Here is a 15,213-nt window from a genome sequence, read left to right as displayed (position 1 = left end):
ATTACGTTTCATATACAAGATATGACTCCAAATTAGACTATGAGAAATAGAATAACTGTTTTATTCACTTTTGTTATGCTAGTACTTGCTCTTAATTTGCAAGCACAGGAAACTGAAGCCAAACTACAGGAAATACAACTTAAGGGATATATTGCCGACAGGGAATCGGAGATTTCTGGGATGGCATGGTATAATGATTACTTAATTTTATTACCTCAATATCCAGAAAAAAAAGGTGAAATTTATAGCCTTCACAAAAAAGAAATATTGGAGTATTTGAGTAACGTTGAGAAAAATAAAAACCCCAATCCTTTACGACCAAAATCAATAAAGTTCACAACACAATTCTGGAAAATTATAGATGGTTATGAAGGATTTGAGTCGATTGTTTTTGATTCAAGAACGGGAGAATCTTGGTTAACAATAGAGTTTGAACCAGAACAATCACCTCCCTATTCGGTAATAGTCAAGGGACAACTCAGTAAAGACATGACTTCTATCTCTATTGATCCCATTGAATATACATCATACGTCAATCAAAAAATCCCATCCCAATCCGACGTAGAAAATATGGCAGAAGAAGCATTAATTCTTACATCTTCCAAAAAAAGAGAAAAAAGCCAACTCATTTCTTTTCATGAAGCCAATGGCGTTCGTGAGAAAGATCCAATATATGCATCTGTATTCTCAAAAGAGTTACAAAAAATGAAACCTATAGAAATGCCAATAATTCCATTTCGAATTACGGATGCCACAGCATTGGATTCTGATGGACACTTCTGGGTGATAAATTATTTTTATCATAAAGAGAAAGCATTAAGTGTCGTAAAAGATCAAGTTATTGAATGGTATGATATAGAACAAGGAATCACACATCAAAAAAACCCATTTGTTGAGCGGCTAGTGGAATTGCAATACAAAGATGGCAAAATATCGCTATCTGATCATAAACCAATTCAACTTGAATTAGAACAGGAAGAAAGCAGAAATTGGGAAGGCATTGTAAGGCTTGAAAACAAAGGTTTTCTTTTGATTACTGATAAGTTTCCAACAACAATACTTGCATTCGTAAGTAAATAAAACACTCACTCTCGTTAGTTTCTAGTTTGTGGTATTTCAAATCATTCACATAAATACACTCCAGTGGATTATTAAAAATAAATCCCTAGAAATCTTAGAGATAGCATACACATTTTTTGTAACTTTAAAATGAAAAATATAAAACACTATGAAAAACAGACAATCTATTAAGAAACTCGCTTTAAACAAATTAACCATTTCAAAATTGAATAATCCTTCTTCTATACAAGGTGGTAGAGGAGGCGTATTAGGTATTACAGATATGACAGGTATGACAAGTTCTTGTCAACCCACAGGATGTCCACCACCACCACCACCAACGATGGTAGATTGTTAATACGCATCTACATATATGACTTTTACAAGTCATAACATTTTACTATAAACAACATACAATACCTCCCGCTGCATATTAAAAAGTAGCGGGATTTTTATATTATTTGAGACTATTATGACATCGTAACGCATCATTTAAAAACAGTTTGACTCATTCAAAAGTCCATTTTACTCATTATCCCTTTTCTGATCTTTACAATTGAATGATATTTGAGAAACCAACATCCAAAATGAAATTATTTATTATAATAATAATTATGAATTCCTTTTCTATGATAGGGCAAGAACTAGAAGGTACTTGGCTATATGATGATCAAAGTTCATTTATTTCAAAAAACGATCATCTTGTTACAAGTGATATTTTTGATTTTTTTGGAGACTATAGTACAGAAAACGATACGTTAAAAATTAAACATCGGTATCCCAAATATGAATGTATGACTACAGAAAATGGTAAAACTGTAGTTATTCCCTGTCCATATGATTCTATTCCAAATTCATGGTTTAAAATAACAAAACTAACTTCTGACAGCCTCTATCTAAATCCAATTAATCGATCTGCAATAGCGATCTCTGCAAGGTTAAAGAATAGGTTTATTGACCAATCAAAAACAATTATTTCAGATTCAAGTTTTACACCAGACTATTTTAAGACCATTAAATTATACAATGCAAATACACTTATTGAAAAAATAAACTGGTCAAAAATTAGAGTATCTTGGAAAAGCAACGGTTGGTTTCAAGAATATTATAATTATTTAGAAATATATCAAGATGGAACATTTAAGATACTTAAAAAAGTGAATCCATTAAAAAAGGAAAACACATCAGAAGAGAATACTCAAGAGACAAATTATTATAAAGGTTCTCTGACTAAAACCGAACAAATTCAATTAAAAAAAGATGTAAATGCAAGTGGCATTTTCCGTTTTAAAATAGACAATATTGGATTATCATCTCATGGCACTCTGATCAAGATAAAAGTATTTGCTAACAATAAAAGACAAACACCTGTTGGGTATAGCTATAAATATCCAACATCAGCTTTACCGATGATAAAATTTTTATCATCAATCGTTACTACAGAGACTAATAAACAATTGACAAAACCTTTTAAAACTCCACGAAAGTTTTAAAATAGTAATTATCAAGAACAATAGTAAAAAGTCTTACAAACTTGATAAAACCGAGTTCATGATATTAAGACTATACGTATTTATTTTTTGATGTGATGGCATCCAACCCAGTAAGAATCGAGTAAAATCAGTACAAGCAATAGGATACAGCTTCCGCCATTCGGATTCCAATGCTTTAAAATCAATACTGGATGTACTAGTATCAAATGCATGTTTTAATGCTGAAAAATAGAAATCCAATAACTCCTTTTCGTATACTTCACATTCAGAACTAGAAAGGCAACTTCCCAGGAAATAAGCAACATCTTTTATTCCGCATCCGCCACCAACGTATTGAAAATCGACAGCCGCTACTTCTCTTCCATCCTCAGAAAAACAAAAATTAGCAAGCTTAGCATCTCCGTGAACAATTGTTTGATAGGTACACTCATTTAGTGAAGTATCAATGATGTGCGCCTTTGATTTTAGCTCTTGATGCTCCATCGTATTGAACTCATCAGGACGTGTCTGCAAATGCCAATACGTTCCCACTTCCCATAAACCAACTGGCTTGTGATTTAAAAAGGTCATATGGAAACTTGCTAACCAAGTTAAGCATGCTTTTACCTCTGTAAGGTGAAGTTGTTCCTTTCGTAACGGAAAGTGTAGATTCAAATCCTCCAAAACAATCCATTGATGAGTTCCTTCAGTAAAGGAACCAATCAACTTTGGGATTTTACAATCATCGGTGCAAAGCTGACCCCATTGTTCATACCAATGTGTTTCCACTTTGTATGATTGCACCTTTCTATTATGAGAGAATTCTGTATTCCAACCTCTTGGATGTTCACCAGATGTATTTAAAGAGATTTGTTTTACGACAACGGTAGGAAATGATGCATTGTCCAATTGGTATCGGGAAATGCTACCGTAACCACTCCACAACGATTGAATGACCTCCACCTCTCTACACTCTGTAGATGAAGTAATCTTTAAAAGGTAGTTTGTAAAGTTTGGATTCATGAGGTAGTCAATCTAATAGCGATGAATGTTCTGCAAAAATACTACTAATTCAATATGTTATTTTCATTTAAAAGACACAAATAAATACTAGATATTTTTTAAAGAAAATTAGTAGTACCTATTGATTTTTATATCGCTGATTTGAGTAAAAAAACAGGAAGGAAAAATAATCATAACGTACAAAAATCACAGCAACTACATATAGACACAAAACGCAGTGTTAGGCACTATAAACGCTGCAATTCATATATTTTTACAAAAACAAAATCAGTGCATAAAACACACTATTTTGATGTGATATTCATTCAAAAATCCGTATCTTATATACACTAAACTAATGTATTAAATTGAAGGATATGAATATACCAATAGACTGGAATAATACGAAAGAATGGGATCTTTACTTTGAAGAAAATCAAGTAGTGATCAAAGACATTGCTAATTATGAAATAGAAGATAGTTTGAGATATTTTTCGGCTGTAGCAAATAGAAAAGTGTGGGTTTCTGGCTGTGGCTTAGAATTAAGTCCTTGGCTATTTTCTTATCTCAACTGTGAAGTTTTAGCCACAGATATTTCTAAAACTGCTATAAAATTTCAAAGTGAATTATTAAAGAAAAATCCATTCAAACTATTAAATCAACTTCAACCTGTTCTTGATGAAATAGACATCGAATATCAAACTAAGTTTATTGAACCCCAAATTAAGGTTGCAGATTTTAGAAATGAATCTCCTAATGAACTATTTGATGTTGTCTTAAACAATAATGCCATACAAGGGTTATCAAATTCTGATATTGAAAAGGCTGCAAAGGTATTCTTTAACGCCACAGAAAAAGGAGGTATTATGATCTCTTCAACAATGAATGTACAAGGAGAAAAAAGAACCGAAATAGAAAATGCTTATGTTAGGTCTGGTTATTTTATTGCAAATCTAGAAGCAGAACAGTGGTACCGAAAAAAACTTGAAGACACAGGAATTCTATACGTTATGATATTAGGGAATCCTATGGTGCCACAATGGGATCAGTATCAAAATAAGGGAGGCAAAGAACAAGAAGAGAAGGATAAAGAGATTTTAAGGTCCTTTCGAACAGAATATCAAGAAAGACTACAAGTAAATTACGAAAAAGACAAAGAAACGTATCGTCCTGAAATTGATAAATTGGCATATATCATATACAATACCGGGTGATTAAAAATACTACCCACCATTTTGGGTATACTACATAAATAACATTCCGTTAGACTCTAGACACAAAACGATACTTCCACATCCCTCCCACTTTAATATCTCTTGTTTCCGCTTTCCTGCCTACCGGCAGGCAGGCGCGAAAGCGTATAACAATACAAATCTATACTGAGTGAGAATCATACTAAGCCTACCAAAACGTTTCTCACTTTTTTGTCTAAACTCTTACTTCTTTTGTGTACGCTTTCGCGAAAGCGTATACAACAACTTCCATATCTAAATCACCTACAATAAGATCATTACATATGCACTCTACAAACTAAAAGTGAATAAATAAACAGCGATCTGTTTTGTCATGAGCTCTTTTGAATTTATCTTAGGTTCTATTAACCAAACAATTAACCTATTTATCACTATGACCGATCTTACCAAATTTAAACATGTTGTTGTTATGATGTTCGAAAATCGCTCTTTCGACAGTATGTTGGGGTATTTATACAAAGACAATAATAACATATCTCCTTTAGGACATCCTTTTGAAGGCTTAACAGGGAAAGAAAGTAACCCAGACAACGAAGGGAATGAAATCAAGGCATTTCCTATTCAGAAAGAGCATCCGTATGCCTATTTTATGCCGCAGAAAGATCCAGGAGAAGGCTTTGCGAATACGAATTTTCAGCTTTTTGGAGCGGGACAACCTCCATTCCCAGAAGGCATTGAAGACAATCAAGGATTTGTACGTGATTTTCAAAGTACCATTGACAATGCCCCATTGGAAGATAAAGAGATGAAGGATGATCCCTTTATAGTACCTATACAGAGAAAAAAATCTCCAGATACACATCACAAATACCGCAGTGATGCCTATAAAAAATGGTACAAAACACCTCCTCCATCAGGTCATGCCTCTGAAGTTCCAGACTTAGAAGAAGTGCAACCTAAAGATATTATGGGAATCTATACCTCTGATATGCTTCCTGTGCTTTCTGGTCTTGCAAAAGGCTATGCCGTCTGTGATCATTGGTATTGTTCTGCACCTACAGAAACACTCCCCAACAGAGCATTTACGCATATGGGAACCTCACAAGGTTATCTATATGATGAGGTAAAATCATACAGTGCAAAAAGTATTTTCAAACACTTAACCGATAACAATCACACTTGGGGGATTTTTGGAAATCATGGTAATCCATATACTCTTTCTTTTTGTCAAGATCTCCAAACACCGTATCCATCAGGATGCAAAACAGGAAGTTTTGAAGATTTTAAAACTGCATTAACCGATAAAACATTGCCAAGCTATACCTTCTTGGAGCCTATCTGGGGATCCAAAGGAAATAGCCAACATCCTAACTATAATGTTGCTTTAGGAGATGACTACCTTCTTGAAATATACAAGGCACTAAAATTATCTGACTATTGGGAAGATACTTTATTGATCATTACCTATGACGAGCATGGAGGTTGCTACGATCATGTGACACCGCCTACAAATGCCGTTTCTCCCCCAGCAAAATCACTAGCATTTGATTTTGACTTTACGCGATTTGGCGTTCGTGTACCTACCGTCTTAATTTCTCCATGGATCGAAGCCGGAACCGTATATCGTACCAAAGGCGAAACTCCATTGGATCATACCTCTATTTTGGCAACACTCAGAAAATGTTTTGATTTAAAAACACCTCTTACAGAGCGTGATAAAGCCGCACCAGACGTTATGGATGTATGCACACGTTTAACACCAAGAACCGATGACCCTATGGAAGGCGTGGTTCCTCCCATAGCCAATCCTAATATTCAAATACAACCGCATGCTTCTCAAATTCAAAAAATGCATGCAGGAGCGCTCGCAGAAAAAGCATCACGTGAAACGGGTACAACCGTGACCCCTCCTGAGTTTCATAATGGGGATGATGTGTCTAAATATATTGATGATATGCATAAGAAGTATTATAGGAAGGAGTGAATAAACTGAGTGTCACACTGAGCTTGTCGAAGTGTTTGTTGAAATCCCAAAATGCCTCTTACTGCTTTTCTATATGGATTACGGGAAACCGTAGTGGAGTATGAACTTAATATGGTAGGTTTAGTAACGATTACAAAGGAAAATTGAGATATTTTACAAAAGTCTCTAAACACATGACAAACAATTAATTATATTAGAAAACTGAATAGAATTTAATGAATGGAAAGAGATTGGCAAAATATAGGGTATCCTGAAATTAATGACCTTTTAAGTAATATTGATAGTCTGAAAAAAAGCCCCAACCTATCAATTACACTTACTAAAGGGCAAATAGATCCTGTTTTTTTTTCCTATGTTTTACTTTTACTAGTAGAAATAGACCTTCTAAATGTTATTATAACTCTTAAAGACGACAATACGGATAGGTATTATAGTGCTTCAACCCAAGTTAATCAAATCAATTTTTTATATTCTAAAATCACTAATAACGGAAAAAGGTTACAATTTCAATTTTTAGATACTGACACTGGAGAAACAAATGATTATAAAACACTCCAATCTAGTAGTGGGTATATTCCGCATTTATTAATATCCGAAAATAAGCAAATTGATTATTTCTTTAATGAAAGAATTGTAAAGAATAAACTTTATGATTTATATTTAGAAAAAATAGAAAAAGAGATTGATAAAATATTAGGTAAAACTGTTGTAAAAAAAGATAGGAAAATTCTGTTGGAGAAAATTGAAAAACTATCTTTTATCGAATTATCAATATTGAGCTTATTTGTATACAAGGCTACAAAGAAAAAATTAAACAATTTTTTCAAATCCTTGAAGGGTAATAAAAATATTGCTATTAAAGAAAATATAAGAACTATATCAAATTTTATTCTTTCTACTAAAGAAATCTGCTATGGTTTAAAAGAACTGGCCTTAAACATAGTACAACATAGTGGGAAAAACGGTGTTATTTCTGTACGAAATTATGATAAGCAAAAAATATCACTAATAAAAAAGAGAGATGGTGATGAGAATAAATTTATTTCGACATTAGATTTTTCTGATTTTATAGATATTAATGTCATAGATTTAGGAAATAAAAATATCAAAGAAAAATTTATTACAAATCTAACAGAAACAAAAAAGACATACATAGAGGCTCTAAATGAATATGAAATAAAAAGAAAAGAGAACAACAAAGAACCTATAAATAATAAACTTAAAAAAGTTTTTGGGTTATCGTTTGATTCAGACATTAAGAGATTAGAGCAAAATAAAATCACTTTTAAAGATCTATTTATACCCAAAGATAAAGCTGAAGGATTATCAGTTCAAAACAATAAATTAACAACAAGAATTGGTCTCCAGTATTTCACACGTTTAATTATAAACAAATATGGAGGATTTATTAAAATTTCTTCTCTAAATGAGAAAGCAATATTTTATGATAATGAGGAGAGAGAATTAAATTTAGAAGCAAGTAGGCAAGAAGACTTTATTGCGTTTGGAACTTTTTATAATGCAATAATTCCTATTAATAATTGGGAACATAAAAACATTAGTCAACATAATACAACTACAAATACTAAAAGCTCTAACTATAACACTTTTGAAAGTTTAGAAGAGTTCAACTTTTCTCAAATAGGTGAAGATTTAAAGAATTATATAGTTGGTATAAACAATATAATTAGATATAAGCCAACTTTTGAAGTTGAGTCAACACCAACAATAAAAGATAAAAGCCTTATTTATATTTCTACTCTTTTATCATCTTATAATTATAACAGAGATAATGATATTATTGCAGTAAACTGTAATAGTATAAAAAAGGAACATATCGAAAACGCCAGTCAATGGCTTAGATTTATATGGACATTAACTGATTTTTTTGACAACATAATACTATATGATATTCGTTTAGAGTATTTTAAAGAGATTATTAATATTCGTAAACTTTTTTATGAGACTGAAAAAAATATTGATAAAAAAAACATATGGGATGATGAAAATTCAAAAATTCTTTTCTATTCCAAAAACATTACCGATAATGAGTACTATAGATATGGAGCAAATATATTAGCAGGTAAAAGTATAGATGATTTCAATTATATTAATAGGAAAATATGGACTCATCATTATAGCTATAAAGAAGGCGTTTTTAATATAAACAAGATCTCAGAAGCAAATAAAAATCTAGGCGTTTTTAATAGTGTTTTATTTAGCGGAAGCAGTAAAAATTTAAGATACTTTGAGGTTTTGTTAAACACCCAAACAGAAAATGAAGATAAAATTTCACTTTTTGAGAAATCGGTTCAATATTCTCTAAACACGCTTTTACAGGAAAGAAGAACAGAAAATACTAATAACAAAGGATATAAGATACAAGATACCCACTTTAGATTAGGCTCAAAAATTCACATATCTGATTTCTATTATGCAAAAAAACTTTTTCAAAACAGTTTTTTCACAACCCCATTAGCATACCAAATTTCAGAAAATATATGGAAAGATCACTCTGGAAAACTATTAGATAAGAATGATGAATTAAAATCATTTACCCTAATTGGTTATGAAAACTATTCAAGCTTATTAATAAGTAGTATAAGAAATTTTTTAACAAAAAAAATAGAACAAGTAAATGATATTGAAATTAAAATAAATCATTTGACCATAGACAAAGATGGACAACTTTCTAGAGAAAGGCATAAACTAATGCAAAATGTTATTATTGTTGTACCAATTGCAACTTCATTTAATACTTCTCTAAAAATAGAAGATCAATTAAATGGTATCGTAAAAAGAGGAAAAAAAATCGAAGTATTTGATTTCCTAAAAATCAATGTCCTTCAACCTACTCAAAATGTGATATTAGTTGCTCACAGGCCTATTAATGAAGATGGGAGTAAAAGTGTGTTTTTAATAGATTTTATTGACAATAAAGGGAAATTCATTAAAGAAAAAATTTATTCAGAATATAACTGGAAAATAGCAGATAAGGAGAATAAAAAAATAATTGTAGAAAGATATAATTTTCCTAGAGATGAAAGAGAACAAAAATATCTAGTACCGGTTTATACTACTTGGCATAAAGCAAATGAATGTAAATTATGCTACCCTGAAGGTGCTTACGATGAAAGGTGCTTAATTGAAACCGGGCAAGCTTCTATAACCCCACAAATAATTTTTAGTTTTCCAAAGACCAAACCTTACCACTCTATTTTTGGTTCCGATAAGAACTATCTATCACTTGAAGGTTCATTACTATATGGAAACCTAAAAAAGAAAAATAACCAGTATCTCTACTATAATAGAACAGGAAAGGTAATTACTAATAATGAAGAGGAAATTAAAAATTGGATAATAAAACTAAAGGAAAGGTTTGAAAAAAATGAAATTTACAAAAAAGACTTTATAGATAAAAAAGTAGTAGTAGTAACTCCTAGTTCTGGCTCTCGTTCTAATTTTCTGGATTTAATAAATGAGTTTCTTTATGAGTATACAGCTAATTGTATAATTATTTCTTTACAAGAAGATTATATCGAAAATTCTGAAACTTTGTACTCTGACGGACTCTATAATGCGGACACCATAGTATATGTAGATGATGTATTATCTACAGCTAAATCATTTTTGGATGTAAACTATATCATAAAATACATACGTAATAAAAACCACTCAGGAAAAGGGATAGATTATTGTTTCACGCTAATAAACAGATTAGCATTTTCTGATGAAAATAATATTTTATTAAAGCTTAAAACTCTTGAAATAAATAAAAATACAAGTAGTGAGGATGAAGACAAAGAAAAAACAAAAAAAGGGGAACCAAATGATGGTGTAATAATAAAATCCATACCTCCTGAAGATAAACTGATTTACTATTATAAAATTAACAACCCAACTATTGAAGAAACTAATAAGAAATTCCCTTTAGAAATAGAAAAAAGTAAATACGACTACTTAGAAAAAAGATCTTCATTGGATGAAGTAAGAAATTACTTCTATAAAAAAAGGAAAGGAATTGAGGCTAATAATTTAAATAAAACACCATCTTTAAAAGTTAAAGATTACTCTCTTGATTTTGAGAAGAAAAAAAAACGAAATAAAAAACTATATCAAGCATTAGTATTAAATGCCTTATATACCATTTTCGAATACGACTTTTCTCCTAGTTCAAATAATGAAAAAGAAATAATAAATTATAAAAAAAAAGCAGACGATAAATGGCTAGAAATAATACAGCACTATTTCCCATTACTAAAATCTGAAGAGGATAAAGTCTTTAAACTAGATAAAAAAGGATACAAGATTGTACTTGAGTCTATTAACAATATTAAAAATAAAATCGAAGAAGAACTAAAATTCGATTTAAAACACAGATTAATAATATATGAAAACAAAAATAATCTTGACTACACTATTTTAAAAGTGATATGTAGTACGCCGCTAATCTACTATAAGCAAATAAGAAAAATAGCATTTTATTGGGTTCATATTAAAATAAATAGAACCATTAAAATTATAAACAGAAAACTAGAAAATCATCCAATTGCATTTTATGAGTTAAACTCTAAGACTAATTATAGTATCTACCAAGATTTAAAATTTTTACTAAAAAAATCTATCAAGTTACAGAGCAATATTATATTTCATAAAGACACTTTTAAATTCTACAAAGTTTTAATTGAAAAATTAAATAAAATTGAACCCTCTAAAAAGAGTAATGCAAAAAAAAGAAATAAATCTTTCACTAAAAACTTACAAGAAATATGCAAAAATAAAGTGTATTTAAATATCCCAACGATTAAACTGTTTCTTTATGATTTTGTTCAAAATAATATTAAAAACAATGTAATTGAAGAATTTACTTTTGATTCTAAAAAAATTACAAAAAAAGGAATTGAAAATGAAGATAAAAAAATCACGGATAATTACCACAAAAGCCTAATTAAAGAACATTACTACTATAGAGATCAGATAGCTAACTCAATGGATAGTTTTGAAACGAATAACAACTTCCCATTAATTAATCGTAATGATAAAGCATCATATACTAAGTTCAGAGAATCCTTTTATAATCTTCTAATTGAAAACCCAAGATACAAGCTATCAAACACAAAAAAACTAATTAACCATTTAGTTGCATTAGTACAAGAATTGGTAATTCAAAACGAAACAAAATCTATAAAACTAGATAAGGTACTAAAGAATGAACGTGAAAATGATTATGACCCAAATTGTAATGAAAGTGCAACATACAATCATTTACTAAGATTACTTCACTTAGAGAACACCGAAATATTAAATAAATATGCCGAAGAGTTTATCCCAATATTAATAGACAAAAAAATTGAAGATCTAAATAAAACTTTATTGGGAAACAAAAAATATGAGCAACTTGTTGAAGTTCAAAATAAAGATGAGACAAGTCTAAATCATTTTCTTTACGTTAAAAAACTCTTGAGTAAAAAGAGTATAAAAAAACAAAAAGATAGTGGAAAAAAAATTCAAAAAATAATAAGGCCTCTCTTATCCCATATAAATAAAATAATTGGAGAAAGAGTGGAAGATATTTTCTTTACTATAAACTACAAAGAAATAAATAAGTATGATAAAGATGATATTCATACTTTTAGCTTAAACGATTCTTCTACTAAAAGACTTGAGTTCACCAAAGAAAAAAATTCTCTAACTACTATGATGGGCGAAGAGAGGTTTAAATCGGACAACGATTTATACTCTCATTTTGAGGTAAGAAAAGACAACTTAGGAGGGCCATCATGTAGAAATGATAAAGAAGTAAAAAGGAATATTATAAAGACTGAACAATTTAAAGAATTGGAAAAAGAAAAATCCATTTTATTAATTCGTATATCTGATTTTATTGAAAACGATATAGATAAAGAGCAATCTGAACTAGTATTTAACACATTAGGAATATTTACAATTTATCTGAATCAATCTACTAGATTAAACGAAAAGAAGCTTCGCCTATTATTAGCACTACGACAAGATTTTACAAGTTTTATAAAAAATGAGACCGCTGGGACAAGCTTCTTAGGATTAATTAGCGTTGAGATTGAAGAAAACTTAATTAAAAACAATGCCCATTATTTAAATAGCTTTAAATCCAATCTAGAGCAAATAGTAAAGAAAATCAATAATTTTGAAAGCGATTTAAAAATCCACATTGATACTATTGATATAATAAACTCTATTAATAACTTAACTGTGGGTGACATTAACTCCGAATTTTATAAAAAAGAAGATTTATTAAAAACCCATAAGATAATTTTAGATGCCGTGTTTTCTCAAATTAATATGATAAAAATAAATCATTCATCGAAGTTTTACTCAAAAAAAACAATTGAAGAATTCATTATATTAATATTAAAATCTAAGTTAATTGAAGGAAGCTCATTTTCAGAAGAACAATTTACTATAAATTTAGATTTAATAAATAAGTTGTATATGAATATTCTACAATACAACATAATAATCCCTCAATTATTGATTAATATTAAAAGATATACAGATAATAATCTTTCAAAAAACATTGAAATCTACTTTAAAGATGATTACTTGATTTTTAAAAATAGAATTGGTAGTAAAAGTGAACAAAAGAAAAGAATAAGAGGAGGTAAAAGTATCTGTAAAAATTTAATGCAAAAGACATATAATATAGAAGATGGTAAATTAGAAAAATATATTTCTTTTAAAACTATTGGCAAAAATCATTTTGTAAAACTAAAAATAACTAAACATGAATAATATTATATTTATAGAAGATGATATATCTAAACTTGAAGATATAATTAAAAAAATAACTGTACAGAAAATAGTAGAATACACAAATATTTACCCAAGAATACTGAATAAATCAAATTTAGATTTTAGTGATATAGAAAGTATCGAAAATTTTAAAAATTTAAAAAGTAAAAACTATTCAAATGATTTTCTATTATTAAAAGATGTTTATAAAAAAATTAATGACACAAATCGTGAAAATGTTTTTAACAAAATTATTGCATCTCTTTATATCAACAATGATTCTTTAATTTTCATTGATGTAGCACTTAAAGGCAATGTAGATGATGAAGGTTTAAAGTTTTATAATTATTTAATGAGTAAAGAAATTACCAAAAATGCGAAATGTTATATTATAAGTGTGGCCGAAGAATCAACAGTTATTGAGAATTTAAAGGAAATAAATGAAAGTTTGAAGATAAACCATATACAAAAGGATGGCTCGGGTGCATATGAAATTGACATAATTAAAAAAATTATGAATGGATAGAGATAAAAAAATAAAAGAACTTGAAAGCGAAATAAATGATCTGATTTATAATAAATTAACAAGTTCAGACAATGCTGGTAATTCCAAAGTTTTTTTAAAAAAACTATACTTAGTTAGTCCAAACTGGTTTACCAAATTTATTGATAGGCTATTTTATGCAAGACGCTTATGGCGCGATAAAGCTGAGTGTATTTTCACCCTCATAAGGTACGCAATGTTTTTATTAATTACATTATCGCTAGTTTACTCAGTTTCAATGTTTTTTAATGACATAAAAGGAATAGTAAACTATTCAAACACAAAAGACTATAGTAAGCAAATAGTTGACTCTTTAAAATTAAATATCGAAAAATCTATTAGAATAGATACTACATTGGTTCAAGAAAATTTAAAATTAAAAGATGAACAAATAAAAATTTTATTAAAAACAATTGAAAATGAGAGTGAGCAAATAGTAAAAGTAAAGTCTAATAAAAAAGATCTAGAATCATTAAAAATAATTGAACATATTTTTGTGTATCTATTACCCTTTCTAGTTTTGTTAGGTCTATATTATTATTTTGAATCTAATTTTAAAACAAAGTTAATTAATTCTGGCAGTACAGATATAGAGGATATAAAGCAATCAAAAAATAATTTAAACACAACTAAGACTTTATTTATTTCTTCAATGATGTCCTATACCGTTATAAAAATTATTGAAAAATTATTTATAGAAAAATCATCAGGTCTCGATCTTAAATATTTAGTTGCTTATGGTATATTTTTACTACTTCTAATGATGTATTTAATACTATCTCATAATCATAGTTTATCAGAGGATGAGAAGAACAAAAAACATTAGCTGCATACACATTTACAATTCGAAAAAGCAAATATTCAAAATCAAAATTACAAAAGAGTATGTTAAAGGATAGGAAATCTGTAGAGAACAAAGTATAAAAACTGTAGTTTTCTCATCTTTGTTAAAAAAAGGCGCAAAGAATACAGAACAACCACTATTGGACTTCATAACAGATTACCCCCTCGCTACCGCCAGTTTCTAACTGGTGGTCTTCAGAGTAACTAGTAAATCTACTTTTAGTACTAATTCAAAATGTAGTGTCTTTTTATATATTGTGAGTCATACACAAGACCATTAACAATAATTAAAAGAAAAAAACAACTACGCAAAAAAGAATGCTTACTTCTATTTTAGATTTGAGT

At 29.3% G+C, this 15,213-nt stretch carries 9 protein-coding genes; 8 read left to right on the top strand and 1 reads right to left on the bottom strand.

The features are described 5' to 3' along the window. Positions 1-39: 39 nt before the first annotated feature. From ABJD27_RS04010 to ABJD27_RS04000, 3 genes are all read left to right on the top strand, one after another. Positions 40-1,080, top strand: coding sequence for a hypothetical protein (locus ABJD27_RS04010; RefSeq protein WP_348170708.1), 1,041 nt, complete (start codon positions 40-42; stop codon positions 1,078-1,080). 148 nt (positions 1,081-1,228) lie between these two features. Further along, positions 1,229-1,417 carry a class I lanthipeptide gene (locus tag ABJD27_RS04005; RefSeq protein ID WP_348170711.1) on the top strand — a complete coding sequence of 63 codons (189 nt, stop codon included), beginning with the start codon at positions 1,229-1,231 and terminating at the stop codon, positions 1,415-1,417. Positions 1,418-1,646: 229 nt separating this feature from the next. Further along, entirely contained in the window at positions 1,647-2,552 is a 906-nt protein-coding gene (locus ABJD27_RS04000) for a hypothetical protein (protein ID WP_348170714.1), read from the top strand. A gap of 33 nt (positions 2,553-2,585) precedes the next feature. Here ABJD27_RS04000 and ABJD27_RS03995 read toward each other — a convergent pair whose 3' ends face one another. After that, positions 2,586-3,554, bottom strand: coding sequence for an oxidoreductase family protein (locus ABJD27_RS03995; RefSeq protein ID WP_348170717.1), 969 nt, complete (start codon positions 3,552-3,554; stop codon positions 2,586-2,588). A 356-nt stretch (positions 3,555-3,910) separates the two neighbouring features. Between ABJD27_RS03995 and ABJD27_RS03990 the strand changes: the two genes are divergently transcribed. The 5 genes from ABJD27_RS03990 (at position 3,911) to ABJD27_RS03970 (ending at position 14,851) form a co-directional block, all read left to right on the top strand. Next, on the top strand, positions 3,911-4,747 hold the full coding sequence (locus tag ABJD27_RS03990) for a class I SAM-dependent methyltransferase (protein ID WP_348170720.1): 837 nt from the start codon (positions 3,911-3,913) through the stop codon (positions 4,745-4,747). A gap of 412 nt (positions 4,748-5,159) precedes the next feature. Further along, a complete protein-coding gene (locus ABJD27_RS03985; RefSeq protein ID WP_348170723.1) occupies positions 5,160-6,710 on the top strand; it encodes an alkaline phosphatase family protein in 1,551 nt (516 codons plus the stop codon). 219 nt (positions 6,711-6,929) lie between these two features. Continuing rightward, positions 6,930-13,481 (top strand): hypothetical protein, encoded by a 6,552-nt coding sequence (locus ABJD27_RS03980; protein WP_348170726.1) that lies wholly within the window; start codon positions 6,930-6,932, stop codon positions 13,479-13,481. Further along, the gene (locus tag ABJD27_RS03975) at positions 13,474-14,007 is read left to right on the top strand and encodes a hypothetical protein (RefSeq protein WP_348170729.1); all 534 of its coding nucleotides are present in this window, start codon (positions 13,474-13,476) and stop codon (positions 14,005-14,007) included. Before ABJD27_RS03980 ends, ABJD27_RS03975 begins: the two co-directional genes overlap by 8 nt. After that, complete coding sequence (locus ABJD27_RS03970) at positions 14,000-14,851, top strand: hypothetical protein (RefSeq protein ID WP_348170732.1); 852 nt, start codon at positions 14,000-14,002, stop codon at positions 14,849-14,851. Before ABJD27_RS03975 ends, ABJD27_RS03970 begins: the two co-directional genes overlap by 8 nt. Positions 14,852-15,213: the final 362 nt, after the last annotated feature.

The sequence above is a fragment of the Dokdonia sp. genome (assembly GCF_039945015.1).
In the GTDB taxonomy this organism is placed as follows: domain Bacteria; phylum Bacteroidota; class Bacteroidia; order Flavobacteriales; family Flavobacteriaceae; genus Dokdonia.
The sequence above is the reverse complement of the archived record's forward strand: the minus strand, read 5'-3'. Positions and strand labels throughout refer to the sequence as shown.